Annotated in this window: 26 protein-coding genes; 5 read left to right on the top strand and 21 right to left on the bottom strand. The window is 71.9% G+C overall.

All coding sequences use genetic code 11. The features are described 5' to 3' along the window. Positions 1 to 4: 4 nt before the first annotated feature. The 7 genes from IE118_RS17360 to IE118_RS17330 form a co-directional block, all read right to left on the bottom strand. Positions 5 to 340, bottom strand: coding sequence for a TcmI family type II polyketide cyclase (locus tag IE118_RS17360; RefSeq protein ID WP_189558830.1), 336 nt, complete (start codon positions 338 to 340; stop codon positions 5 to 7). Positions 341 to 385: 45 nt separating this feature from the next. Then, positions 386 to 868: an SRPBCC family protein gene (locus IE118_RS17355; RefSeq protein ID WP_189558829.1), complete on the bottom strand. Its 483-nt coding sequence runs from the start codon at positions 866 to 868 to the stop codon at positions 386 to 388. Positions 869 to 870: 2 nt separating this feature from the next. Continuing rightward, positions 871 to 1,131 carry an acyl carrier protein gene (locus tag IE118_RS17350; protein ID WP_189558828.1) on the bottom strand — a complete coding sequence of 87 codons (261 nt, stop codon included), beginning with the start codon at positions 1,129 to 1,131 and terminating at the stop codon, positions 871 to 873. A gap of 27 nt (positions 1,132 to 1,158) precedes the next feature. Beyond that, positions 1,159 to 2,403 (bottom strand): ketosynthase chain-length factor, encoded by a 1,245-nt coding sequence (locus IE118_RS17345; protein ID WP_189558827.1) that lies wholly within the window; start codon positions 2,401 to 2,403, stop codon positions 1,159 to 1,161. Beyond that, positions 2,400 to 3,668, bottom strand: coding sequence for a beta-ketoacyl-[acyl-carrier-protein] synthase family protein (locus IE118_RS17340; RefSeq protein WP_189558826.1), 1,269 nt, complete (start codon positions 3,666 to 3,668; stop codon positions 2,400 to 2,402). The genes IE118_RS17345 and IE118_RS17340 overlap by 4 nt, the downstream gene beginning before the upstream one ends. After that, complete coding sequence (locus tag IE118_RS17335; protein WP_189558825.1) at positions 3,665 to 4,132, bottom strand: cupin domain-containing protein; 468 nt, start codon at positions 4,130 to 4,132, stop codon at positions 3,665 to 3,667. The genes IE118_RS17340 and IE118_RS17335 overlap by 4 nt, the downstream gene beginning before the upstream one ends. 71 nt (positions 4,133 to 4,203) lie before the next feature. Further along, entirely contained in the window at positions 4,204 to 5,328 is a 1,125-nt protein-coding gene (locus tag IE118_RS17330; protein ID WP_189558824.1) for a SchA/CurD-like domain-containing protein, read from the bottom strand. 232 nt (positions 5,329 to 5,560) lie between these two features. Between IE118_RS17330 and IE118_RS17325 the strand changes: the two genes are divergently transcribed. Next, positions 5,561 to 7,372 (top strand): FAD-dependent oxidoreductase, encoded by a 1,812-nt coding sequence (locus tag IE118_RS17325; RefSeq protein WP_189558823.1) that lies wholly within the window; start codon positions 5,561 to 5,563, stop codon positions 7,370 to 7,372. Between the two features lie 24 nt (positions 7,373 to 7,396). On the opposite strand, the gene IE118_RS17320 is transcribed toward IE118_RS17325, so the two are convergent. Continuing rightward, a complete protein-coding gene (locus IE118_RS17320; RefSeq protein ID WP_189558822.1) occupies positions 7,397 to 8,365 on the bottom strand; it encodes a hypothetical protein in 969 nt (322 codons plus the stop codon). Between the two features lie 158 nt (positions 8,366 to 8,523). Next, positions 8,524 to 9,969 carry a glyceraldehyde-3-phosphate dehydrogenase gene (locus tag IE118_RS17315; protein WP_189558821.1) on the bottom strand — a complete coding sequence of 482 codons (1,446 nt, stop codon included), beginning with the start codon at positions 9,967 to 9,969 and terminating at the stop codon, positions 8,524 to 8,526. A gap of 209 nt (positions 9,970 to 10,178) precedes the next feature. Between IE118_RS17315 and IE118_RS17310 the strand changes: the two genes are divergently transcribed. Then, positions 10,179 to 10,583, top strand: a complete 405-nt coding sequence (locus IE118_RS17310; protein WP_189558820.1) for an SseB family protein — start codon at positions 10,179 to 10,181, stop codon at positions 10,581 to 10,583. Between the two features lie 120 nt (positions 10,584 to 10,703). Here the strand turns inward: IE118_RS17310 and IE118_RS17305 are convergent, their stop codons facing one another. Both IE118_RS17305 and IE118_RS17300 read right to left on the bottom strand, forming a co-directional pair. After that, positions 10,704 to 11,357, bottom strand: coding sequence for an RraA family protein (locus IE118_RS17305; RefSeq protein ID WP_229846841.1), 654 nt, complete (start codon positions 11,355 to 11,357; stop codon positions 10,704 to 10,706). A gap of 72 nt (positions 11,358 to 11,429) precedes the next feature. Beyond that, positions 11,430 to 12,707, bottom strand: a complete 1,278-nt coding sequence (locus IE118_RS17300) for a DUF2254 domain-containing protein (RefSeq protein WP_268248951.1) — start codon at positions 12,705 to 12,707, stop codon at positions 11,430 to 11,432. 157 nt (positions 12,708 to 12,864) lie between these two features. Between IE118_RS17300 and IE118_RS17295 the strand changes: the two genes are divergently transcribed. Then, positions 12,865 to 13,464 (top strand): GOLPH3/VPS74 family protein, encoded by a 600-nt coding sequence (locus tag IE118_RS17295; RefSeq protein WP_189558818.1) that lies wholly within the window; start codon positions 12,865 to 12,867, stop codon positions 13,462 to 13,464. A 41-nt stretch (positions 13,465 to 13,505) separates the two neighbouring features. Here IE118_RS17295 and IE118_RS17290 read toward each other — a convergent pair whose 3' ends face one another. Further along, complete coding sequence (locus IE118_RS17290) at positions 13,506 to 14,966, bottom strand: dihydrolipoyl dehydrogenase family protein (RefSeq protein ID WP_189558817.1); 1,461 nt, start codon at positions 14,964 to 14,966, stop codon at positions 13,506 to 13,508. Between the two features lie 240 nt (positions 14,967 to 15,206). Between IE118_RS17290 and IE118_RS17285 the strand changes: the two genes are divergently transcribed. Next, a complete protein-coding gene (locus tag IE118_RS17285) occupies positions 15,207 to 16,124 on the top strand; it encodes an NADP-dependent oxidoreductase (RefSeq protein WP_189558816.1) in 918 nt (305 codons plus the stop codon). A 47-nt stretch (positions 16,125 to 16,171) separates the two neighbouring features. Beyond that, positions 16,172 to 16,648 carry a VOC family protein gene (locus IE118_RS17280; RefSeq protein ID WP_189558815.1) on the top strand — a complete coding sequence of 159 codons (477 nt, stop codon included), beginning with the start codon at positions 16,172 to 16,174 and terminating at the stop codon, positions 16,646 to 16,648. A 47-nt stretch (positions 16,649 to 16,695) separates the two neighbouring features. Here the strand turns inward: IE118_RS17280 and IE118_RS17275 are convergent, their stop codons facing one another. The 9 genes from IE118_RS17275 to IE118_RS17235 form a co-directional block, all read right to left on the bottom strand. Continuing rightward, on the bottom strand, positions 16,696 to 16,965 hold the full coding sequence (locus IE118_RS17275; RefSeq protein WP_189558814.1) for a DUF6510 family protein: 270 nt from the start codon (positions 16,963 to 16,965) through the stop codon (positions 16,696 to 16,698). A 17-nt stretch (positions 16,966 to 16,982) separates the two neighbouring features. After that, positions 16,983 to 17,726, bottom strand: a complete 744-nt coding sequence (locus IE118_RS17270) for a ferredoxin reductase (protein WP_189558813.1) — start codon at positions 17,724 to 17,726, stop codon at positions 16,983 to 16,985. Then, positions 17,696 to 18,295, bottom strand: a complete 600-nt coding sequence (locus IE118_RS17265) for a sulfite oxidase-like oxidoreductase (RefSeq protein ID WP_189558812.1) — start codon at positions 18,293 to 18,295, stop codon at positions 17,696 to 17,698. Before IE118_RS17265 ends, IE118_RS17270 begins: the two co-directional genes overlap by 31 nt. A gap of 107 nt (positions 18,296 to 18,402) precedes the next feature. Beyond that, a complete protein-coding gene (locus IE118_RS17260; RefSeq protein ID WP_189558811.1) occupies positions 18,403 to 19,614 on the bottom strand; it encodes a cation:proton antiporter in 1,212 nt (403 codons plus the stop codon). A gap of 48 nt (positions 19,615 to 19,662) precedes the next feature. Next, positions 19,663 to 19,869 (bottom strand): hypothetical protein, encoded by a 207-nt coding sequence (locus tag IE118_RS17255; RefSeq protein WP_189558810.1) that lies wholly within the window; start codon positions 19,867 to 19,869, stop codon positions 19,663 to 19,665. 352 nt (positions 19,870 to 20,221) lie between these two features. Continuing rightward, positions 20,222 to 20,611 (bottom strand): MarR family winged helix-turn-helix transcriptional regulator, encoded by a 390-nt coding sequence (locus tag IE118_RS17250; protein WP_189558809.1) that lies wholly within the window; start codon positions 20,609 to 20,611, stop codon positions 20,222 to 20,224. 80 nt (positions 20,612 to 20,691) lie between these two features. After that, complete coding sequence (locus IE118_RS17245) at positions 20,692 to 21,723, bottom strand: LacI family DNA-binding transcriptional regulator (protein WP_189558808.1); 1,032 nt, start codon at positions 21,721 to 21,723, stop codon at positions 20,692 to 20,694. After that, the gene (locus IE118_RS17240; protein WP_189558807.1) at positions 21,720 to 22,613 is read right to left on the bottom strand and encodes a carbohydrate ABC transporter permease; all 894 of its coding nucleotides are present in this window, start codon (positions 22,611 to 22,613) and stop codon (positions 21,720 to 21,722) included. Before IE118_RS17240 ends, IE118_RS17245 begins: the two co-directional genes overlap by 4 nt. After that, complete coding sequence (locus IE118_RS17235; protein WP_189559111.1) at positions 22,610 to 23,479, bottom strand: carbohydrate ABC transporter permease; 870 nt, start codon at positions 23,477 to 23,479, stop codon at positions 22,610 to 22,612. The genes IE118_RS17240 and IE118_RS17235 overlap by 4 nt, the downstream gene beginning before the upstream one ends. Positions 23,480 to 23,555: the final 76 nt, after the last annotated feature.

Here is a 23,555-nt window from a genome sequence, read left to right as displayed (position 1 = left end):
CGGCTCAGGAGCCGGCGCCGCGCTCCCAGCGGTAGAAGCACCGCGCCATGGCGTCCTTCGGACCGCGCCAGGTGGCAGGGTCGTACGGGCTGACGTACGCCTCCAGCCGCTCGCTGATGCCCCGGAACTCCGGGTGCGAGGCGAGCCTGGCGATGGCGGGCGCCGGGTCCTGCTCGGACTCGATGAGGTGCAGGTACACGTCGTCGCCGAACTGGAAGAGGCTGCGCCGGCCGACCCCGATCAGGTGGGGCAGCTCACCCCGGTCGGAGTCGGCGAACACGTCGGCGATGTCCGCCGCCGAACCGGGTTTCATCCGGGCGACGATGAGGGCGTGGTGCATGGGGGAGTCCTTCCCTGTTCTTCCGCGTCCTGTCCGGACCGGCGCTCAGCGCGAGGACGCGACGGACGCGCTCTCGCTGTCACGGGCGACCTGCTCGATCCGGTCCCGGATGAGGGCCATCTGGACGCGGGAATTGCGGTTGATGTTGTCCGTCATCCAGGCGTCGTCCACCGGGGCGTCGGGCTTCATCGCGAAGTCCTGCGTCCAGCGCATCTCGACCCCGCCGGGCAGCTCCGCGTACTCCCAGAGGATGTCCATGTGGGCGAACGGGCCCGTCTCGACCCGGCGGGCGCGGACGGTCCGCTTCCCGCGGTCCGGGGTGCGCTCCGACACCCAGCTCCACACCTTGCCGTTCTCGTCCGGGTGCATGGTCAGCCGGAACGTCGTGGTGTCCCCCTCGCGGGAGATGATGTCCACCGACGCGTACTCGCTGAACAGCCGCGGCCAGTTCTCCAGGTCGTTGGTCATCTCCCACACCAGGTCGAGGGGAGCGTCGATGGTGATGCTGTTCTCGGTGTGTCCGGCCACGTTCAGGCTCCAGCCGTGAGGGTGCTGTTGACGAGGTTCAGGAACTCCCGGGGCGTCCTGCAGCGCTCCGAGTCGGGCGGCAGGGACTGGCCGTACCGGTTCTCCAGCTCGCCGACGATGCCGAGCAGGCCGAGCGAGTCCAGGCCGAAGGAGTCGAACGGGGACTCCGCGGCCTCCTTGAGCTCCCGCGGGTCGACGGTGATGCCGGCCGCCTGCTTCATCAGGGCGGACAGCTCGTCGAAGGTCACTTCGGTGGTGATCATGGGTGACTTCTCCTTCCCCGCCCGGGCCTACCGGGCGGAATCGTCACCGCGGCGCACGACCAGCGCCGCGTTGGAGCCCATCAGTCCCCGGCTGAGGACCAGGGCGGTGCGCAGCTCGGCGGGACGGGCCTGCGACATCACCAGGTCGAGGTCGTGGCAGATGTCGAAGACGTTCGGCGTGGGCGGCACCTGGCCGTGCTCCATGGCGAGCACCGCCGCCACCGTGTCCAGCACGGGCGCCGCGCAGTAGGCGCGGCCGATGCCGGTCTTGGGAGCCGTGACCGGCACCCGCCTGCCGTGCGCACCGAGGGCGTCGGCGATCGCCAGCGCCTCCGCGCGGTCCGCCTCGGGCACGCCCATGGCGTCGGCGAACACGACGTCGATCTCCTCCGGGGCACAGCCCGCCTCGTCCAGGGCACCGGAGACAGCCCGGGCGAGCCCCTCGCGGGACTCCGCCCAGCGGGAGGCCCCGGTGAAGGTGGCGGAGTGGCCGGCGACGGTGGCCCGCACGGGCACCCCGCGCTCACGGGCCCGGTCCTCGTCCTCGACGACGAGCAGGGCACCGCCCTCCGCGGGGACGAAACCGCACGCCTTCTCGGTGAAGGGGCGGTAGGCGCGGGCGGGGTCGTCGAGGGTGCTCAGCTCGGGGTAGCCGAGCTGGCAGACCATCGAGTAGGGGGCCAGCGGCGCCTCCGCCGCTCCCACGACCATGACGTCGGTGCCGCGCCGCACCGCCCGGGCGGCGTGCGCGAGGGAGTCCAGACCGCCGGCCTCGTCGCTCGCCACCACCCCGCACGGCCCCTTGAGGCCGCCGCGGATGGAGATCTGGCCGGTGCTGGCGGCGTAGAACCAGGCGATGGACTGGTACGGGCCGACGAACTTCGAGCCCTTGCCCCACAGCTTCTGCAGCTCCCGCTGGCCGAACTCGCCGCCTCCGGACCCGGCGGCGGTGACCACGCCGATCGAGAACGGTTCGGCGGGTTCCCCGCCGAGGCCGGCGTCGTCGAGGGCCATGGCGGCCGCCGCCATCGCGTAGTGGCTGAACCGGTCGGTCTGCACCAGGAACCGGTCCTCGATCAGGGCCGCCGGGTCGAAGGACCGTACCTCGCCCGCCACACGCAGCGGCAGGTGGTCACACCCCTCGCGGCTGATCACGTCCAGCACGCCGAGGCCTTCGCGGACGGACTTCCAGTAGGCGTCGGTCCGCAGTCCGTTGGGCGCGACCACACCGATGCCGGTGACGGCCGCACGCCCAGGGCGCCGATTGCTCATCGTGTCCTCCCGCCCGGCCCGGACAGCAGTACCGCGGACTGGAAACCGCCGAACCCGCTGCCCACGGAGAGCACATGCTTCAGCTTCCGCGGGCGGGCGGTGCGCGGCACGTAGTCCAGGTCGCACTCCGGGTCGGGGGTCTCGTAGTTCGCCGTCGGCGGCACGACCTGGTGCTTCAGCGCCAGGACGCAGGCGACCACCTCGATCGCCCCGATCGCGCCCAGGGAGTGCCCCACCATGGACTTGATGGAGCTCATGGGCGTCTGCCGGGCGTGCTCGCCGAGCGACAGCTTCACCGCTGCTGTCTCGTGCCGGTCGTTCTGCCGGGTGCCGGAGCCGTGCGCGTTGACGTAGTCGATCAGCGTGGGGTCGATACGGGCCTGGCCGAGCGTGGTGTCGATCGCCCGGGCCATCTCCAGTCCCTCGCTGGTCAGACCGGTCATGTGGTAGGCGTTGCCGTAGGTGGCGTAGCCACTGATCTCGCAGAGGATCTCCGCGCCGCGGGCCCGCGCGTGCTCGTACTCCTCCAGTACCAGCACCGCCGCGCCCTCGCCCATGACGAAGCCGTCGCGGTGCGCGTCGAAGGGCCGGGAGGCGTGCTCGGGGTCGTCGTTGTTCGGCGACGTCGCCTTGATGGCGTCGAAGCAGGCCATCGTGATCGGTGAGATCGGCGAGTCCGACGCGCCCGCGATACAGACGTCGGCCCGGCCCTCGCTGATGGTGTGGAAGGCGTAACCGACCGCGTCGAGACCCGAGGTGCAGCCCGTGGACACGGTCTGCACCGGTCCCCGGGCGTCGAACCGCTCGGCGACGACCGAGGCGAGGGTGCTCGGTGAGAACGCCAGGTGCAGCTTGGGCTCGGCCTGCCGGTGGTCCACGTCCCACCGCTGCCCGTGCTCGCTGACCCGGACGTAGTCGCTCTCCAGCCGGGTGGTGCCGCCGACCGCGCTGCCCAGCGAGACCGCCGTGCGCCACGGGTCCAGGGACCGGGTGTCGAGGCCCGCTTCCCGTACCGCCTCGGCGGCGGCGACCACGGCGAACTGGATGTAGCGGTCCGCGTGCTGGCTCAGATCCGCGTCCAGGCCGTGCTCGTAGGGGTCGAAGTCGCACTCGGCGGCGATGCGCGAGCGCAGGCCGGCCGGGTCGAACAGGGAGATGCCGCGGGTCGCGGTGCGGCCGGCTGCGAGGAGATCCCAGAACGCCGTCGCTCCGATGCCGCCGGGAGCGACCACACCTATGCCGGTGACGGCCACTCGCCGGGTCATTTTATGGCCTCGCTCGGCTCGGCCGGACGGCCGTGCTCGGGCCCGCCGACCTTCAACTGCGGTCCGGCGACGGCGCTCTCGGTCTCCTCGGTGTCGACGTGTCCGAGGCTCGGGTGCGGGGCGAGCGGGCCCAGGTGGAACACCATGCGGGCCTCCTGGTCGCCGACGTTGCGGAAACGGTGCCGCATGTCGATCGGGATCATCAGACCCTGCTCGGCGCGGAGCGCGAACGGCTCACCGTCCAGGTCCACTTCGAGCGCGCCGCTCACCACGTACACGAACTCCTCGGAGTACGGGTGGTAGTGCTCGCCGATGCGCTCGCCGGGCTTGATGATCGCCAGACCCATGAAGCCGCTGGTGGAACCCACGGTGGCCGGGGTGAGCAGGGTCCTGAGATCACCTCCGCGCCGTCGGTTGGGTTCCGTCTCGCTCAGGTCCACGATGCGTGGATACTGCTTGGACATAGGGGTGTTACCTCCGGGTGTACCGGTGACGTCCGGGCGGGCAGGGCCGCGGACGGCACCGCGGTCGACCTTCAGGAATCCGCAGAGGTGCGGTCGGTGACGGGCAGCATGTCGGCGTGCGCCAGGAGCCGGTGCAGGGTGCGCTCCGAATCCAGGGAGCCCTCGACGCCGATCGCGGCGCCGTCCAGCAGACGCTCCAGTTCGGCGGCCTTGCCCGGGCCCTTGATGCCGAGGGCGGCCAGCGGGTCGAGATCGAGCTCCTGGGTGATGTCGATCATGCGGGTCACGACGTCGTCGCGCTGGAAGACGGTGCTCGCGTACACCGGGCCGTCCGGGTCGCTCGCCGCGGCCTCGTCCTGGCGGGCGAGGAACCGCGCCAGTTCCAGACCGCGGCCCGCCACGGCCGGGTAGTACAGCATGTGCCGTCGCAGGTGGTCGGGCCGCGGGCGGCCGGCCGCCACGTGCTGCATGGCGGGGAGCGCGGCGCGGGTGAAGAAGATGCGGGCCGAGTCGGCGTCGCTCAGATCGCGGTCCTGCTCCAGATAGGGGTTGATGGCCTCTTCCACGGCCTGTACCTGGGGCTGACTGGCCACGTGGCACAGAGTGGCGAGGAGGTCGCCCTCCACCTCCACGGCCCGCACGACGCGGTTGCCGTGCATGAAGAGGGAGGTGCGGTGCAGTCGCGTGGTGCCGTTGATGCGTGTCTCGGGCGCCTCGTAGTTGGCCAGGATGTCCACGACCTTGGACTCGGTGCCCGGCTTGACGGTGAAGGTGAGGGCGTGGCGGGTCAGCCCGGCGCCCACGCGGGCCTCCGTCTGCAGGCTCGTCCTCGCGTCCCCGGACGCGGCCGGCCGTTCCGGGTGGGTCTCGCGCAGGACGCTGTAGCGCATCGACCGGGTGTCCCGGACGCAGCTGTGCATCGGCCGGACGATCGCGATGTGCTCCTCGCTGTTCACCCACGCGAGGAACGGCAGGGCGCTCTCCCACTCGCTGGTGATGAGCCACTGGGAGGGGTTCTCGATCGACTGGCACAGTTGGTCACTGATGTGGCCGGGAACGGACGCGACCTTGTTCCGCATGTGCTCGTACGCGTCGAGGAACTGTTCCTGGGCCCCCTCGTACAGGTCGAGGAGCAGGATCACCCGCAGCCTCGAGCCGTCGAACGCCGACTGCGCAATGCGTGCCGACATGGTCATCCGGCGCACCTCTCCTCATGGTCGGAAGGTCGGGAACGACCGCCGTCCCAGCAGGCCCGGGGTCGCCATGGGTCGATCGTCGCCGTGACTTTCCGGTGCGCGCGAGCGACACGGGGCAGGCGGGTGAACCGCGTGTCATCCGGGTGCCGCCGGGACGCGGACCGGCCCGCACCGGGCATGAAAGGTGCGTCCTGTTCCACAGCCCGTCGAGGGCGACGCTGGAGGCGTTTCAATGAATCGATCGGACACGGCCGGCCGGGCGGATCACCGCACGCCGGTCCTCATCGTCGGCGGCTCTCTGGTGGGCCTGTCCATGTCGCTGTTCCTGGGGCGCCTGGGCGTGCCGCACACACTCGTCGAACGTCACACGGGCACCTCGATCCACCCGCGCGGGCGGGGGAACAACGTGCGCACCATGGAGCTGTTCCGGACGGCCGGGCTCGAGCAGCGGATCGGCCGGGCCGCGTCGGTCCTGGCGGACAACCACGGCATCTGGCAGACCCCGAGCCTGGCGGGCGACGGGGGCGAGTGGCTGCTCCAGGAGATCGACCCCGGCGGCGGGCTCGCCCGCTTCAGCCCCAGCGGATGGTGCCTGTGCAGCCAGAACGACCTGGAACCGGTGCTCCTCGAGGGGGCCCGCGAACTCGGCGGGGACCTGCGCTACGGGACGGAGATGATGTCCTTCGACCAGGACGCCGAAGGTGTGACGGTGATGGTCAAGAGCCGGGAGACCGGCGAGCACACCCGGATCCGGGCGGACTACCTCGTCGCCGCGGACGGCCCGCGCAGCCCCGTCCGCGAGGCGCTGGGCATCGGGCAGAACGGCCCGGGCGACCTGTTCCACAACGTGAGTCTCACCTTCACCTCCCGCGGCCTGGCCGACGTCGTCGGGGACCGGCGCTTCATCGTCTGCTACCTGACCAACCCGGAGGCCGACGGGGCCCTGCTGCCGGTCGACAACCGGGAGCACTGGGTGTTCCACGCCCCCTGGCACCCCGAACACGGCGAAAGCATCGAGGAGTTCACCGACGAGCGGTGTGTCGCCCACATCCGGAAGGCCGTCGGTGTGCCGGACCTCGACGTGGAGATCACCGGCCGGGCCGCCTGGCACGCCGCCGAGCGGGTCGCCGAACGGTACGCGGACGGCCGGGTGTTCCTGGCCGGTGACTCCGCCCACGAGATGTCGCCCACCGGGGCGTTCGGCTCCAACACCGGCATCCAGGACGCCCACAACCTCGCCTGGAAGCTGGCCGCCGTGCTCGGCGGCTGGGCCGAGCCCGGCCTGCTGGAGTCCTACGACGCCGAACGCCGGCCCGTCGCGGAGGCGACCAGCGCCCGTGCCTCCTCCCGTTCGAGCGAGCACAGTCACCCCGGGTACACGCCTGCGCCCGGCGCCCCCGCCCTCGGCGCGCCCGGCCCCGGTGGTCCCGGCGGTGCCGGCGGTCCCGGTGGTCCCGGCGGTCCCGGCCGCGGCGGTCCCGGTGGCCCCGGAGCAGGCGGCCCCGGTGGCCCCGGTGGTCCTGGAGCGGGTGGCCCCGGCGGTCCCGGTGGTCCCGGCATGAAGGGGGGCGGCATCCTCAACGTGGCGCTGTGCTACCGCTATCCGCGCGGTGCGGTCCTGGGCACCGACCCGGCGGCGCCGGTCATCCCCGACGGCGTGATGCTGACGGGGGAACCCGGCAGCCGTGCCCCGCACGTGTGGCTGGACCGCGCCGGTACCCGGATCTCCACCCTCGACCTGTACGAGCGGTCGTGCGTGCTGCTGAGTTCCGCGGACGGCGCCTGCGACTGGCACGGCGCGGCGGCGAAGGCCGCGCAGGACCTGTCCGTGCCGCTCGACGCGTACCGGGTGGGCGACGGACCCGGCGCGGAACTCGCTCCGCAGGACGGCGCCGACTGGGCCGGGGCGCACGGGGTCACCGCGGACGGCGCGGTACTGGTCCGTCCCGACGGCTTCGTCGCCTGGCGCTCCGAAGGGCCCGTGGCGGACCCGGCGGCGGTGCTGCGGGAGGCACTCGCCGCCGTCCTGGCGCGGAACAACTGACGGGGGAGCGGCGGGCGGCGGGCGTCACGCCCCGCCGACGCCGCCCTGCCGTCCCCGTTCCGCCTTGTCCTGATGCTGCTCGAACCGCTGGACGGCGGGTCCGTCGCCGTTCCACGGCCAGGGCGTGACCGTGCCCTGCAGCGTCTGGAAGACGGGATGCGCGTCGGCGGCACGTCCCGCCGCGCACAGGGCGTACGCCAGTACGTTCAGATCGGCCTGCGCCGCCGCGTGCTGGAAGAAGCCCGGCTTCGCCCACAGCGCGGCGGCCTGCTCCAGCGCGGCGGCGACCTGTCCGCCCTCCCACAGCTGACCGGCCGTCATGGCCCGCACACCGCCCTGCGCCAGCAGTCCCTGGTACTGGCGGACGGCGGCGGTGAGCTCCACCGCCGCGCACGGCGCGTTGGCCGGGATACGGGTGCGCACCACGTCGACGAAGTCGAGCACGGACGCGCTGGAGCCGCCCTCCTCGGGCGACAGGTACGCGAGCATCTGCAGGTACGCCTCACGGTGCCACCGGTCGCGTCCGGTGGCCTCCCGCCAGACGGCGTTGACGTCGTTGCGGCCGTACCGCTCGACCCGTGACACACCGAGCAGGACCACCCACGGCAGGGGGTCCTCGGGGTTCAGTTCGGAGGCCCTGCGGCACTGGGAGACCAGTTCCCCGGCGTCCTCCAGGCGCCCGTCCCGCAGCCCGCGCGCCAGCCCGGACCTGGCGTGGAACACCAGGGCGTCGGCGCTGTCCGGCTCCCTGGTCAGCCAGGCGGCCGCCACCCCGGTGTCCGCCGTCGCCTCCGCCAGTACGGCCATCCGGTGGCTGCGGCGGTCCCAGTCGTCCCCGGTCTCCTCCAGCAGGGCGGCGACCAGCGCCACGTCGGCCGGCTTGCCGCTGCCGCTCCGCTTGCTCAGCTTCCCCAGGACGCGCGCGAGTTCGGCGTCGTCGAGGGCGGGGGAGATGCGGGGACGTCTGCTGGTGCGACTGCTGAAGAGGGACATGTGCGAAGACTAGGAACTGCGGGTGCCCCGGCAAGCCGGACGGGGCGATCGTTATCGATCTGGCCCTTACCGCCGGTCGGACGGGCAGACCCGGGCGGGGCCGGACATCTCACCGGCCCCGCCCCGTCGCCGCGCCGAGCGGCGGCTGACTCCCGTGATCAGGCCTGGGGGGCCGGGTACGTCGGGTACTCCACGCCCGAGACGTACTGGACGACCCGGACGACCTGGCAGGAGTAGCCGAACTCGTTGTCGTACCAGAGGTACAGGATGGCGTTGTCGCCCTCGACCTTCAGCGCACCGGCGTCCACGATCGAGGCGTGCCGCGAGCCGATGAAGTCGCTGGAGACCGCGTCGGGCGCGCTGATGAAGTCGATCTGGCGCTTCAGCGGCGAGGTCAGCGACACGTTGCGCAGGTAGTCGAGCACCTCCTCGCGGTCGGTCGCGCGGGCCAGCTGGAGGTTGAGGATGGCGATCGACACGTCCGGCACGGGGACCCGGATCGAACTGCCGGTGATGGTGGCGTCGAGGTCGGGCAGCGCCTTGGCCACGGCCGAGGCCGCACCCGTCTCGGTGATCACCATGTTCAGCGGCGCGGAACGGCCGCGGCGCTCCGACTTGTGGTAATTGTCCAGCAGGTTCTGGTCGTTGGTGAACGAGTGGACCGTCTCCACGTGTCCGCGCAGCACCCCGTACTCGTCCGCCATCGCCTTCAGCGGCGGCACGATCGCGTTGGTGGTGCAGGACGCGCAGGACAGGATCTGCTCGTCCGGCTTGAGGGTGTCGTGGTTGACGCCGTGCACGATGTTGGGCACGTCGCCCTTGCCCGGCGCGGTCAGCACCACCTTGTCGACACCGGGACGCAGGTGCAGCGACAGCCCTTCGCGGTCGCGCCACTTGCCGGTGTTGTCGATCAGGATGGCGTTCTTGATGCCGTACGCCGTGTAGTCGATCTCCGTCGGGTCGTTCGCGTAGATGACCTTGACGGTGTTGCCGTTGGCGACGATCGTGCTGTTCGCCTCGTCGACGGTGATCGTGCCCTGGAACTGGCCGTGCACGGAGTCCCGGCGCAGCAGCGAGGCCCGCTTGACGATGTCCTGCTCGCCGCCCCGGCGGACCACGATGGCGCGCAGCCGCAGTCCGTTGCCGGAACCCGACTTCTCGATCAGCAGCCGGGCCAGCAGCCGGCCGATGCGGCCGAAGCCGTAGAGGACGACGTCGCGCGGCTCACGGCGGTCGATCTTGTTCTCGCCGGTGGCCCCGGCGACGGCCTCCGCGGTGAACTCGGCCACCGACTGGCCCCGGTCGTCGGCCCGGTAGGCCTCGGCGAGCAGACCGATGTCGATCTGGGACGGACCCAGGTCGAGGGCGGTGAGCGCCTGGAGGAAGGGCAGCGTCTCGGTGACCGAGAGCTCCTCACCGGCGATCTGCCGGGCGAAGCGGTGGGTCTTGAGGATGCTGACCACCGACTTGTTCACCAAGGAGCGGCTGTGCAGCAGGACGGTCACGTCCCGCTCGCGGTGCAGCTTCCCGATGATCGGGATCATCGACTCCGCGATCTCCTCGCGGTGCTTCCAGTTGGTGAACGAGTCTTCGTTGACAGTCACAGGATCATCTTTCGAGCTAGAGGGTGCTCATATGATAGCCATGCCGGTCGGGCGGTCCCGCGGGGGCCCCGAGGGGCTTCCGGCCGGCCGTCGCGGCACGGGGATTCGCAGGGTTGCGCGACATCCGATCGGGTACGCGTCCAGCACTGTGCCCGGGGCCGGTCATGTCCCGGGCGGTCCGCACGACCGCCGCGAACAGGGAATCTGTCATGGAAACACCCGCGCACGAGAACAACGCCCCCACGCCCGCCCAGCGGGCCCTGGACACCCTGTCCGAGAACACCGAGGACACGGCCGCGCTGGACGCCCTCGCGAACAGCGACGTACTGATCCCGGTGCCCGACGACGCGGGCGACGAGGAGGCCGCCGACCCGGGCGCCGTGGCCCTGCCCGTGCTGGAGCAGCCGGGCGGCGACCAGGTGGTGCCCGTGTTCACCTCCGAGCTGGAGATGGCGGGCCTGCTGCCGTTCGTCTCCCGCTACCGCCTGGTCCCGCTCGGGGCGCTGGCCGCCCAGTGGCCGGCCGACGACCTGTCGCTGACCATCGACGGCAGCTCCGAGCACCGGCTCACGCTCACCTCGGAGGGAGTACGCACCCTGCTGGCCCGCCCGTGACCCGTCCCGGGCACCAGGGGTCGGCCCGGGCCGGGCACGCTCCGGCGGGCGGCGCCCCGCGGCGCCGGCGACCACCGCACACCCCTGGGGATCCGGTGACGGCCGGGTGCCGTCACCGGATCACGCCCCGGGGTACTCCTCCCGCCGGATGTCCCGTGCCGCCCGGTCCTCCTCGGCCTCGATTCGGCGTGCCGCGTCCAGCACGCGCTCCAGGCTCCGCGCGGGGATGATGACCGCGCCGGACGCGTCGGCGAAGGCGTAGTCCCCGGGTGTCACACACACCCCGCCGAACTCCACGGCGACGTCCGCCATGAACGGCATCACCGTGTCGCCGCCCCAGCGCGTGGCCTCTCCCCGGCACCAGGTCGGGAAGGGGTACGCGCGCAACTGGCCGAAGTCCCGCAGACGCCCGTCCGCGAGGACACCGGCGAGCCCGTGGTGGGCGGCGCGGGAGAGCTTGGTCCCTCCGCCGTGGGACGCCTCGGGAAAGCCGCCGCTCGACAGCACGAGCACCTTCCCCGAAGGAGTGCTCCCGAGGGCGGAGTAGTAGAAGTCGGCGAAGGTCCTGGACGACTGTTCCAGGTTGTCCCTCCACGGCATGTACGCGATGGTGGCCGCGAGGCCGAACAGAGGTCTTCCCGGATCCGGGCTCGCCATCGGGAGGATGTGCGCCCGATGGCCGTGTACGCGCCCCATCGCGTCGACGAGCGTGGCACAGCCGAGGGCGGCCAGCACACCGCCCTGGTCCGCGGGGATCGTCCTCTCGTCCTCCACTGCGCCCTCCGGTGGTCGGTGTACGGGGGTGGCGCGAGTCTCCCTCCATCGTCCGCGGGTGTGCGCCGGGGCTCACGTCCCGCCGCCGATGCCCTGCCGGTCGGCGGCCCGTGCCGCGGCACGGCGCAGCGGTTCCGGGTACTCCCGTTCCACGGCCGCCTCCAGCAGGGCGAGCTCGCCGCGCACCGAGCCTCGCCGTTCCTGGGGCAGGGCGGCCAGCAGGCCTTCCAGGACGGCGCGCAGCCGGCGGCACACCTGGAGCGAGCCCGTCCCGTACTCGCGGATCTCCGTGACGCCCAGCTCCAGGTACTCGGCCCAGCCGCGTCCCGGCAGGACCAGGCGTGGCTCGCCCCGTTCCTCGCCCAGCACATGACGGCCGCGCAGCTCCGCCCGCCCGACCGTGTGCAGGAAGGCATCGATGTGGTTGAGGACCTGAACGGCCGTGGTCGGGTCGTTGACGGCGGTGGAGAGGGCTCGGACGGCGATGTCGACGAGGATGCGCAGGGCGAAGGCGGGATCCTGGTCGATGGTCCGCTCCGCCCCCAGCGCCACCAGGCCGGCCAGCCGTCGTGCCTCGGAAGGGGCGAGAGCCCTTCCGTGCGCCTCGATCAGAACCGCCCCGGGCGGGACGAAGTCCCCCACGAGGGGGACCACCACCAGCACGCAGCCGTGCCGCACGGCTGCCTTGTGGAGTCCCGACACGTCCAGCGCCTGAACGGCTCCTCCGCTCTCCGACCGCACGACGGCGGTCGGGGCACCATCGGGCCGGTGGGCCCGATCGTCGAGGAGCACGGGACCCCGTCTCCTCGGCATGGACTCGTGGAGCACCCGCAGGCCCGTCCGGCGGACCAGGTCGGCGATCGCCACGGGGCGCAGGTCGTGGGTGAAGCGGTTCAGGTAGATCAGCAGCATCGTCAGGCTCACCGCGACGGCCAGCCCGGCAAGTGTGACGCCGAGGTCGGGCACCGAGCCGCTGTCGATCCTCCGCAGCAGGGTGAACGAGAAGGCGAAGGTGCCGGCGAAGGTCGCCAGGACGGCCTTCTGCAACCGGTTGCGGTACCACAGGCGCATGTAGCGCGGAGACAGCGTCCCGGTGGCCTGCTGGACCACGAGGACCCCGATGGTGACGACGAACCCCAGCAGGGCGACCATCGCGCCCACGATGGCGGTGAGGACGCCGGTCGCCGTCATCGCGGTGTACCGCCAGCCCGCGGGCACACCCGTCATCCCGTCCACGCCCAGGGCGACTTCGCCCAGTAGCACTCCGACGACGAGGCCGAGCACCGGCATGATCCAGAGACTGGCTCTGACGTACTGCCGCAGCTGAAACCGGAAAGCCCAGGTGAGCACGGGCAGCCTCCGCGGTGGAACCTTTCGGGGCGCTCCTTCACCGTACCGTCGGGGGGAAGGACCCGCAGAGTCTGCACGGGCCGGTCCACGGCGAGCGTGCCCGCACGGCACCGGCCCCCGCACCGCACTTATCGTGGGAAGAGACTTGGAGCCGCTCATGACCACTGCCAGGGACCTCTCGATCCTCGCCGCCGCCCCGGACGCCACCCCCGTCCCGGAACAGGGGGACCTCTCGCTCGCGCTCGCGGGCGCCGAGTTGATCGACCTCGTCGCACTGCGCGCCGTCACCCTCGACGACGACCGGATCGTCCCCGGCGCGCCGCCCGAGACCGGCGACCCGCTGCTGCGGGAAGCCGCATCGCTGCTCGTCCGGGAGGAACCCGGCGAGACCGTGCGGGACTGGCTGTGGCGACGCGGCCGTCACCTCGCCGCGCGGTATCGGACCGCGCTCGAGGCGGAGGGACTGCTGACGCCCGCCCGTACCCGGCGCAACCCGTTCCGCCGAGCCCGTACGGCGCCCGCGGATCCTCCGCCCCGTCACCGTGCGGCCGGGGAGACGGCTGCCGGGCCGGTGCTGGCCGGCCTCCTGTCCGCGACAGGCGTCGCCGACGCGCACACCACCTCGTACGCCGGACTGACGGACGAGCAGAGCACCGTGCTCGCCGGCGTCCACGGGGCGGTGACGGAGCTGGCCGGGGAACGGCAACGCCGGGCGAGCGAGCAGGCGGCCTTCGACAACATCTGGCGGGGCGAGTAGCGCCGCGCCGGCCGCGCCGGCAGGTGGGCACCGGACGTGGCTCAGATCAGGGTGCCACCGCTGTCCCGGTACGTCTCGAGGACGCGCAGCCACACCTCGCTGATGGTCGGGAACGCGGGGACGGCGTGCCAGAGCCGCTCCACGGGGATCTCTCCGGCGATCGCGACGGTCGCCGAATACAGCAGCTCCTGCGTCCCGGGACCCACGAAGGTCGCACCGACGACCGTGCCGCGTTCGGCGTCGATGAGCACCCGCGCCTTTCCCCGGTAACCGTCGGCGTACTGGACGGCACCGGCGACGCGGCCGATGTCGTAGTCCACCACGCGGACCCGCCGCCCGGAGCGCTCGGCGTCCTGCGACGTCAGCCCCACCGCGGCCACCTCCGGCTCGGTGAAGACGACCTGAGGTACGGCGGCGCTGTCGGCGGTCGAGGCGTGGGCGCCCCACATCCCGTCGTCGAGCTCCCGTCCCTCGGCACGTGCTCCGATCACGCCCCCGGCGATGCGCGCCTGGTACTTGCCCTGATGCGTCATCAACGCCCGGTGGTTCACGTCGCCGACCGCGTAGAGCCACCCGCCGGGCACGCCGGTCACCCGGTAGGAGTCGTCCACGGTGAGCCAGTCGCCGGGGGTCAGCCCGAGCGTCTCCAGGCCGATGTCCCCCGTGCGCGGCGCACGGCCGGTCGCGAAGAGGATCTCGTCGGCGACCAGTGCCTCTCCTTCGTCCGTCTCGACGCGTACGGTCCCGCCCGGACCGGCTTCCCGGGCGACGCCGGTCACCGAGGTGCCGAAGCGCACATCGACGCCCGCTGCCCGCAGGGCGTCCGTCACCATGTCCCCGGCGAACGGTTCCATCCGGTTGAGCAGTCCCCTGTGCCCCCGGACGAGCATCGTCACCTGTGATCCGAGGGCCCGGTAGGCCGTTGCCATCTCGACGGCCACCACCCCGCCGCCGACCACGGCGAGCCGGTCGGGCACCTGCCGGGCGGAGGTCGCCTCACGGTTCGTCCAGGGGCGGACCTGATCGAGTCCCGGCAGGCCGGGGAGGGCCGTGCGGGTGCCGGTGGACACACCGACGGCGTGCCGGGCCGTCAGGCTCAGGGTGTCACCGTCCGCGGTGCCGACCACGACCCGGCGCGGGCCGTCCAGCCGGCCGTGCCCTCGCACCAGGTCCACGGAGATGGAGTCCAGCCAGTCGGCCTGGTCGTCGTCCTTCCAGTGGAAAGCCATCCTGTCGCGGTGGGCGAAGACCGCCGGGACGTCCAGCGGGGCGTCCGCCGCTCGCCTCAGGCCCGGTACCCGAAGGGCGTCGGCACGGGCCAGCGCCGGGCGCAGAAGTGCCTTGCTCGGCTCACAGGCCCAGAACGAGCACTCCCCGCCGAGCAGTTCGTTCTCCACGATGACCGAGGTGAGCCCGGCTGCGCTCGTGCGGTCGGCCAGGTTCTCTCCCGCTGGGCCGGCGCCCAGAACCACCACGTCGTAGACGCGCGAGCTGCCGTTCATGCCTGCTCCCGTTCTCGAGTCGGCTGTCGGCCGCTGAGCGACGCGCGGACGGGAACGGCCACTGCGTGACGAGGGAACTCGTTCGACGTCGCGGCAGCGCTTCTCCATCTTCCTCCATGGGCGCACGGGACGCCTGATGGATGCCGGGCCCAGGTGGGCCCCCGCTCCGATTGGCCGTGCGGGCCTCGCGCGGTCATCCTGGAACGGTAGGGGGTGACCTCCTTCCGGAGGGGAAGGACGATGAGGGCGACTCGAGCTCACGACCGTGACGCGGCAGTGGACGGCCTGGTCGTGGAGGACGCACCGTATCCCTTTGCCGGTGAGGGCGACGTGGTCGTCAGGGTCCACGCGGCCTCCTTCACCCCGGACGAGCTGACCTGGCCCGCCACCTGGCTCGATCGCGGCGGCAGGGACCGCGCACCCGTCATCCCGGGACACGAGGTGTCGGGTGAGGTGGCCGACCTCGCGGTCGGAACCACCGGGCTCTCCGTCGGACAGCGTGTCGTCGGGCTCACCGACTGGAGCCGGGACGGCACTCTGGCCGAGTACGTGGCGGTGGAGGCGCGGAATCTCGCGCCCCTGCCGGCGGGAATCGACCACGTGCGGGCAGCGGCTCTGCCGATGCCCGGCCTCACCGCCTGGCAGGGCCTCTTCGTCCACGGAGGTCTGCAGTCCGGACAGAGCGTCCTGGTGCACGGAGCGGCAGGAGGAGTGGGAACGGCCGCGACGCAACTGGCCCGCGAGGCCGGGGCACGCGTGATCGGGACGGGGCGCACGAGAAACCGGGAGCAGGTGCTGGAACTCGGTGCGGAGGACTTCCTCGATCTCGGGGAGCCCGGGTGGGAGCGTGCGGTCGGCAGCGTCGATCTCGTCTTCGACGCCGTCGGAGGCGGGGTTCTCGCACGGTCGATCGCCGTCCTCCGCGCAGGGGCCACGCTGGTGACCATCGCTCAGCCCCCGCCCGTACAGCCCGAGAACGGCCGCGCCCTGTACTTCATCGTCGAACCCGACCGGCATCACCTCCTGGACATCATCGGCAGGCACCGCAGGGGCCGTCTCAGCCCGTCGGTCGGCGCCGTCCATCCTCTGGAGCGCGCCCCCGAGGCGTTCCGCGCCAAGAGGGGAACGGGCGGCAAGACGGTCATCCGTGTCGCGTGAGTTCCTCACGCAGCCGGTGGAATCACCGCTTGGAAGAAGGTCCCTCAATGGATCTGAAACTCGAAGTCGTCGTGCTGCCCGTCTCGGACGTGGACCGGGCCAAGGCCTTCTACGAGGCGCTGGGGTTCCGCCTGGACCTCGATCGTCCCGTCAGTGAGAAGTGGCGTGCCGTGCACTTCACGCCGCCCCGGTCGGAATGCTCGGTCATGTTCGGTACGGGGCTCACGGCCGCCGAGCCCGGCTCGGCCCAGGGGCTGTACCTCGTCGTCCCCGACATCGAGGAGGCCCGCGCGGACCTCGCCGGCCGCGGAATCGACGTCAGTGAGGTGTTCCACGACGCCGGCGGCCTCCTCTACCACGGCCACGAAGCCGGAGACATCGTTCACGACGGTGGTCAGGAACAGGAGCGGCTGGCCGGTCCGCATCCCGAGCGGGCGTCCTACGGTTCCTTCGCCACCTTCAGCGACCCGGACGGCAACGGCTGGGTGCTCCAGGAGGTGACACAGCGGGCTCCTGGCCGCTGAGGGAGGAGAGCACTCCCCGGTGTGGAACTCTCCACGCCGGGGAGTCCCTACGCCGGTGCCGGAATCCTGAGATGGCCCAGTCCGCCGGCGTCGAGCCAGGTCTGCCCGGGAGAACGCACGAGGCGCAGCAGAACGCTCCCGCACACCGGACAGCGCAGCACCGTTCCGGGGCCGCCGAGATAGGCGTGGGTCTGCGCGAGCATCATCTGTTCGCCGCAGCCGGCGCATCTTCCCGAAGCCATCGTCATGTCGGTCCCGAAGGCGAGCTCGAGGTCGCCGGCTGCCGCGTTCCCGTCGAGAAATGCGGGTGGTGCCATGAGAATTCAGCTCCTCCTCATCCGAAGCGTTCGGTGCGGATCCGGTTCGGGTGGTGCCCGACGGCGACCAGCAGGCCGGCGGCCCGCTCGACGAAACCGGTGGACCCGCACACGTAACACGTGGGTTCGAAGTCCGGTGGCCACCCGGCGGCCGCGAGGTCGGCGGCGGTGAAGCGCCCTGCGGGCCGGGGCCAGCCGGCTGGGGTGGACCGGCTGTACAGGTAGGTCCTGTCAAGACCCGAGGAATCCAGCCTGAGCTCGGATTCGAAGAACTGGTGTTCGGGACTGCGCACGGAGTACAGCAGCCGGAAGGGAGCCCTGCTGCCGACGGTACGGCGCACGCGGATCATCGCCATCAGCGGCACCAGACCGGAGCCGCCGGCCAGGAGATAGACCGGCTCCGTCTGCTCGGGCCGCCACACGAACCAGCCTCCGACCGGTCCTCGCACCTCCACCACGTCCCCCACGGCGAGTTCGTCCGTGAGGTACGGCGAGACCTCGCCGTCGTCCACGCGCTGCACCGTCAGCTCGACGCGCTCCCCGTCGGGCGCCGACGCCACCGAGTAGCTGCGCTGCGTGCTGTAACCGTCCTCGGCCGTGAGCCGCACATCGACGTGCTGCCCCGCCAGGTGTCCCGGCCAGCCGGGCACCTCGAAGCCGAGCGTGCGCGCGGCCGAGGACTCCTCGCGACGGTCGGTGAGGCGGGCCGTCTTCCAGCTCAGCCGGTCGCCTAGTCGCCTTGGTACCGCTGCTCGCGCCATGGGTCCCCATAGTTGTGGTAGCCGACGCTCTCCCAGAAGCCCGGTTCGTCCTCGCCGAGCAGATGGATGCCGCGCACCCACTTGGCGGACTTCCAGAAGTAGAGGTGGGGGACCAGCAGCCTGGCCGGCCCGCCGTGCTCGGGGTCGAGCGCCTCGCCGTCGAAGCGGTACGCGATCCACGCCTGCCCGTCGAGGAGGTCCTCCAGGGGCAGGTTGGTGGTGTAGTCGCCGTACGACCGGACGAGCGCGTGATCGGCGGCGGTCTCCACGTCCTCCAGGAGGACGTCCAGGGAGACGCCCTCCCACACCGTGTCGAACTTCGACCACTTGGTGACGCAGTGAAGATCGACGGTGGGCGTCCGAGAAGGCAGCGCCATCAGTTGAGCCCAGTCCCAGCTGTACCGGTCACCGGTCTCGGTCGTGACGGTGAACTCCCACTCGTCGAGGTCGACCCTGGGGGTGGGCCCCGCGGAGAGAACCGGGAAGCCATGGGTCTCGTACTGTCCTGGAGGCAAGGTGTGCCGGGCGTCCCGCGCACGGCCTCGGAATCCGCGCGAAACAACGGACATGTCGTTCCCCCAATCCACCGGGGTCGGCCGTCTCCATCCTCCAGGACATCGCCCGGCGCAGCATCTCGGGCGGCGCTCCTGACACCTCTCCGCCGGTGTCGGCCGGGTCATCGCCCGGCACCGCTCTCGGGACCCGAACGCGCCGGTGGACGTGACCGGTTGAGCAGGGAGAGCGCCGCCGGCGGATACACGATCACGGACAGCAGGCCCGCCGCGACCAGCGCGGCCGCGTTGGCGGGCTGGATGGCGTCCAGCCGCACGCCGATGGTGGTCGCGGCCACGATCATGGGGAGGGACGTGGCCTGCAGGAGTCCGCTGGCCACGATCTCCGGACGCGTGAGCCCCGCCCTGCGGTAGACCAGCGCGGGCAGTCCCCGCACCACGAGGAGCGCGGCCAGGAAGATCGGCACCCGCAGCAGGGTCGCGGCGTCCGCGAACAGGGCCTCCAGGTCGAACTGCAGGCCGCTGGTCACGAAGAAGACGGGGACCAGGAAGCCGTGGCCGATCCCGTCGAGCTTGACGTGGAACCGGGGATGGGCCCTCTCGGCGTCCGGGTCGACGAGCCGCAGCACGGCGCCCGCGACGAAGGCTCCCAGGATGGCCTCGAATCCCAGGTGCATGGCGACCGCGGACAGACCGACGACGAGGAGCATCGACAGACGTACGCGCACCTGAGCGCTCGTGTCCGCCAGCCTCGTGACCGTCCGGGACAGCCACATGGACCGCCCCGCCCGCAGGGACGTGACCACGATGAGCGCGGTCATGCAGGCGAGCCCGAGCAGCAGGAGCAGCCGGGAGGCAGGACTGGAGGAATGTTCGGAGAAGAACAGCGACAGCAGCACCACGGCGCAGATCTCTCCCGCTGAGGCGCCACCGATGGTGAGTTGTCCCACGGGCCGGTCGACGGCGCCGGAGTCCTTCAGGAGGGGGACCAGCAGCCCGAGGGACGTGGCGACCAGCGCGGTGCCGATGAGCAGGGGACTCTCGACCAGGCCGGCGACGTCGAACACCCAGCCCGTGATCCCGGCCAGCACGACGGTGCCGGCCAGACCGATCGCGATGAGTCTCGCCGGTGGGCCGTGCAGATGCTGGATGTCGATCTCGAGTCCGGCGAGGAACAGCAGGAAACTCAGTCCGATGACCGACAACGTCCGCACCGTCGCGTCCGGCTGCACCCAATCGAGCACAGCCGGGCCGAGGACGACGCCGGCCAGAATCTCCAGGACGGGGCCCGGCAGGGGAAGCCGCGGTGCCAGGGCCAGGAGGAACGGGACTCCCGCCGCGATCGCGAGGACGATGACCAGGTTGTCGTACGACATGGCGATTCCTAGGGCCTCACATCGCGGGGGATGCCTGCGCCGGCGTGATCAGTGCACGAGTCCCGCGACGACGGTGGAGCCGCCGCCCGCGACGATGCCGGCGGGGACCCACGCGGCGCCGAACCGCCGCCCTGCCCGGGCCCTCGTCCGGCCCGTCGGACGCGTTCCCGGTACCGGGCCGGAGAAGACCGGACGGCTGTCGGCGTCGGGGGAGGGCATCAGCACGCCGTCGGCGGAGACGAAGCCCTCGGACACCGTCGGACACAGCAGGGCACGAGCCGCGTGCGGCGCGACGGTGGAGGGGGCCGCACCGAAGCCGGTGACGACGGCTGCCGAGCCGAGTCGTTCACGGGGATCACCTGCCTGTGCGGAAAGGGAGCGGGGCCGGCCGGTGGTCGCCTCAGGCGCCGGGCACCCGACGAACCGAGCGGGGACGCCGCCAGGGCGAGACGGCGTGGCAGGGCGTCGGCCGGGCGCGCTCCCGCACGGTTCCGGCCGCGACCACTCCACCATGCACACGCGAGGAGTCGCGCCGCATCCCGTCGCCACGCGTGCGACCGACCGCGTTGCGGTCGCCGGCCGGGCACGGTGCGAGGCGGGAGGCCGCTCAGCCGCCCAGGGCGCGGGCCAGGGCCGCACGCTGCACCGGCAGCGCCTCGGCGTGCCGGGCGCGTCCCCGGGGCGTGAGCCCCACGTACACGCCGCGCCGGTCCTCCGGGCACGCCGCGCGCTCGACCAGGCCGTCCCGCTCCAGCCGGGCGATGAGACGGGACAGCGCGCTCTGGCTGAGATGGACCCGGCCGGTCAGGTCCTGCACCCGGCACTGTCCGTCCTCCCGGGGCGTCCCGGCCGCGAGCAGGTCCAGGACCTCGAAGTCCGACGCGCCGATGCCGTACGGGGTCAGCGCACGGTCGATCTCGCCCAGGGTGCGGGCGTGCACCGCGAGGATGTCACGCCACCGCTCCTCGAGCCGCGCACCGTCCGCCGTCGCTCCCATACCCGCACGGTAACACTCGTTCGAGATTCAATGAACGGGGGTGGAGTGGCCCGTACGCGCAGGTCGCGGACGGGGACCCGTCACGTCGAGTCCCGCTTCACCAGCTCCGTCGGCAGGATCACCGCCGCCGGGTCCTCACCGCCTATCTGGGCCAGCAGCACCCGCACCATCTCCGCGCTGATGCGGTCCCACGGCTGGCGGATCGTGGTCAGCTCCGGGCTCGCCGCGACGGCCGCGGGCGAATCGTCGAAACCGCCGACCGCGACGTCCTGAGGCACCCGGCGCCCCGCCCGGTGCAGCGCGGTGAGCACCCCCTGCGCCATCAGGTCGGAGGCGACGAACACGGCGTCCACGTCCGGGGCCCGCGCCAGCAGCCGCTTGGCGCCCGCCTCACCGCTGGCCCTGCTGTAGTCGCCGGAGACGACCAGCCGCTCGTCGCACTCCACGCCCGCCTCCGCGAGCACCTCCCGGTAGCCGGCGAGGCGCTCCACACCGCCGGGGGTGTCCTGCGGGCCGGTCACCACGCCGATCCGGCGCCGGCCCAGGGCCAGCAGGTGCCGCACCATGTCCCGCGCGCCGTCCCGGTCGTCAGCGGCCACGTAGCTCACCTTCGAGCCCAGCCCGATCGGCTTGCCGCACGCGACCAGCGGCACACCGGCCGCCCGCAGCTCCTCGGCCACCGGGTCACCGGAATGGCTGGACACCAGCAGCACGCCGTCCACGTGCCCCGCGGTGATGTACCGCGTGATGCGCCGCCGTTCGTCGACCGTCCCCGCCAGCATCAGCAGCAGCGGGATGTCGTGCGCGGCCAGCGCCTGCGTGCAACCACGCAGCAGGACGTTGAAGTTGGGGTCCTCGAAGAACCGCTCCTGGGGTTCGGTGAGCAGGAAGCCCACCGAGTCGGAGCGGCCGGTGATCAGCGAGCGGGCGTGCCGGTTGACGACGTAACCGGTCCTGCGGATCGCGGCGTTGACCGCCTCCGCCGCGGTGGGGCTGACGTAGTGGCCGCCGTTGAGCACCCGCGAGACGGTGCCGCGCGAGACACCGGCCTCACGCGCCACGTCGTGGATCGTCGGCGGCTTGCGCCTGCCCCCCGTGTTGCCCATGGTCATGACTTTACGGCCCCGGACAGCAGATCCAGGCTCCAGAACCGCTGGATGACCAGGAAGAGCGCCACCAGCGGGAACACCGCGAGGAAGGCACCCGTGATCACCAGGGTGTACAGCGCCGGGGTGCTGGCGCCCTGCTCGAGCAGCGTGTACAGACCGAGCGTGATCGGGAACTTCTCGTCGTCGCTGAGCATGATGTACGGCAGCAGGAAGTTGTTCCAGATCGCCACGAACTGGAAGAGGAAGACCGTCACCAGACCGGGCAGCATCATCGGCAGCGCCACCCGTGTGAAGATGCGCCACTCGCCCGCGCCGTCCATCCGCCCGGCCTCCACCACGTCCGCCGGCACCGCGGCCGCGGCGTAGATCCGCGCGAGGTAGACCCCGTACGGGGAGAGGATCTGCGGCAGCAGCACGGACAGGTGGGAGTCGGTGAGGTCCGCCTGTGCCAGCAGCAGGTACTGGGGGACGGCGAGGATCACCGGAGGCATCAGCACACCCGCGAGCAGCACGTTGAACAGCGCCTCGCGGCCCCGGAACCGGTAGGTCGCCAGCGCGTAGCCGCTGACCGCCGACACGCACGTCGACAGCAGCGCGCCCAGGCCCGCGTACAGGGCGGAGTTGCCCATCCACTGCCAGTAGACGCCGTCGCGGTAGGCGCCGAGGTCGGAGAGGTTCTCCGCGAAACCGGTGCCGGGCCAGAAGGTGAAGGTGGAGAACAGCTCCGAGCCCGACTTGGTGGACGCGATGACCACCCAGGCCACCGGCAGCAGGCAGTACAGCGCGCCCAGCAGCAGGGTCACGGTGGGGACCAGCGCGATCCGGCGGCGGCGTCCCGGCCCCCGTGAGGTACCGGCCGCAGGCGGGGCCCCGGTCGGGGCGAGGGTACTCATCGTGCGGCCTCCTGCTTGGTGCGCCGGCTCGCGGCCCGCAGGAACCCGAAGGACAGCACGAGGGTGACGAGCGCGATGATGGTCGCCTGGGCGGCGGCCGCGTGGATGTCGCCGTTGCCGAAGGCGTCCTGGTACACCTTCATCAGCGGACTCCAGGTGGTGGACACGGAGTTGGTGAGCGGCTTGAGGGTGGTGGGTTCGCTGAACACCTGGAGCGTCGCGATGATCGAGAAGAAGAAGGTGAGCACCAGCGAGGGCGCCACCATCGGGATCTTGATCCGCAGCGCGATCTGCAGCGGCCCCGCGCCGTCCAGCCGGGCCGCCTCGTACACCTCGGCGGGGATCGCCCGCAGCGCGGTGTAGATGACGATCATGTTGAAGCCGGTGCCGCCCCAGACCGCGATGTTCGACAGCGCCAGGTACAGCGGGCCGCCGTCCAGCAGGTCCGGCTGCGGCAGCCCCAGCCGGTCCAGCACGAAGAAGAAGGGGCTCACGTCCGGCAGGTACAGGAAGCCCCACAGCAGGGCCGCCACCACACCGGGAACGGCGTACGGCAGGAAGATCGCGAGCCGGGTGAACGGCGCGAGCCGGACCCGCTCGGAGTCCAGCATCAGCGCGAACAGCAGGGCCAGGCCCAGCATCACCGGCACCACGATGCCGCCGTAACCGAGCACGCGCAGCGCGCCGTTCAGCAGTTCGCTGTCGGAGAGGGCACCGGTGTAGTTCTCCAGTCCTGCCCACACCTCCTCGCGGGCGCCGGCGCCGAGCCCCAGGCCGGACACCCGTACCTTGCGGAAGCTGAGCCAGACGGCGTACCCGATGGGCAGCGCGAAGAAGAGCAGGAACAGGAGGGCCGCCGGGACCAGGAAGAGGTACGGGGCGCCGCGCGCCCTCCTGCGAGCGGGGGGAGAGGGACGGCCGTGCGGGGCCCGGCCGGCCCCG

Origin of the sequence: Streptomyces pilosus (assembly GCF_014649835.1) — a bacterium.
Classification (GTDB): Bacteria; Actinomycetota; Actinomycetes; order Streptomycetales; family Streptomycetaceae; genus Streptomyces; species Streptomyces pilosus.
The sequence above is the reverse complement of the archived record's forward strand: the minus strand, read 5'-3'. Positions and strand labels throughout refer to the sequence as shown.

Coding starts and splice junctions, on each gene's coding strand:
- IE118_RS17360 (WP_189558830.1), bottom strand. CDS start 340: ATGCACCACGCCCTCATCGTCGCCCGGATGAAACCCGGTTCGGCGGCG.
- IE118_RS17350 (WP_189558828.1), bottom strand. CDS start 1,131: ATGATCACCACCGAAGTGACCTTCGACGAGCTGTCCGCCCTGATGAAG.
- IE118_RS17345 (WP_189558827.1), bottom strand. CDS start 2,403: ATGAGCAATCGGCGCCCTGGGCGTGCGGCCGTCACCGGCATCGGTGTG.
- IE118_RS17340 (WP_189558826.1), bottom strand. CDS start 3,668: ATGACCCGGCGAGTGGCCGTCACCGGCATAGGTGTGGTCGCTCCCGGC.
- IE118_RS17335 (WP_189558825.1), bottom strand. CDS start 4,132: ATGTCCAAGCAGTATCCACGCATCGTGGACCTGAGCGAGACGGAACCC.
- IE118_RS17330 (WP_189558824.1), bottom strand. CDS start 5,328: ATGACCATGTCGGCACGCATTGCGCAGTCGGCGTTCGACGGCTCGAGG.
- IE118_RS17325 (WP_189558823.1), top strand. CDS start 5,561: ATGAATCGATCGGACACGGCCGGCCGGGCGGATCACCGCACGCCGGTC.
- IE118_RS17320 (WP_189558822.1), bottom strand. CDS start 8,365: ATGTCCCTCTTCAGCAGTCGCACCAGCAGACGTCCCCGCATCTCCCCC.
- IE118_RS17310 (WP_189558820.1), top strand. CDS start 10,179: ATGGAAACACCCGCGCACGAGAACAACGCCCCCACGCCCGCCCAGCGG.
- IE118_RS17295 (WP_189558818.1), top strand. CDS start 12,865: ATGACCACTGCCAGGGACCTCTCGATCCTCGCCGCCGCCCCGGACGCC.
- IE118_RS17290 (WP_189558817.1), bottom strand. CDS start 14,966: ATGAACGGCAGCTCGCGCGTCTACGACGTGGTGGTTCTGGGCGCCGGC.
- IE118_RS17285 (WP_189558816.1), top strand. CDS start 15,207: ATGAGGGCGACTCGAGCTCACGACCGTGACGCGGCAGTGGACGGCCTG.
- IE118_RS17280 (WP_189558815.1), top strand. CDS start 16,172: ATGGATCTGAAACTCGAAGTCGTCGTGCTGCCCGTCTCGGACGTGGAC.
- IE118_RS17275 (WP_189558814.1), bottom strand. CDS start 16,965: ATGGCACCACCCGCATTTCTCGACGGGAACGCGGCAGCCGGCGACCTC.
- IE118_RS17270 (WP_189558813.1), bottom strand. CDS start 17,726: ATGGCGCGAGCAGCGGTACCAAGGCGACTAGGCGACCGGCTGAGCTGG.
- IE118_RS17265 (WP_189558812.1), bottom strand. CDS start 18,295: ATGTCCGTTGTTTCGCGCGGATTCCGAGGCCGTGCGCGGGACGCCCGG.
- IE118_RS17260 (WP_189558811.1), bottom strand. CDS start 19,614: ATGTCGTACGACAACCTGGTCATCGTCCTCGCGATCGCGGCGGGAGTC.
- IE118_RS17250 (WP_189558809.1), bottom strand. CDS start 20,611: ATGGGAGCGACGGCGGACGGTGCGCGGCTCGAGGAGCGGTGGCGTGAC.
- IE118_RS17245 (WP_189558808.1), bottom strand. CDS start 21,723: ATGACCATGGGCAACACGGGGGGCAGGCGCAAGCCGCCGACGATCCAC.
- IE118_RS17240 (WP_189558807.1), bottom strand. CDS start 22,613: ATGAGTACCCTCGCCCCGACCGGGGCCCCGCCTGCGGCCGGTACCTCA.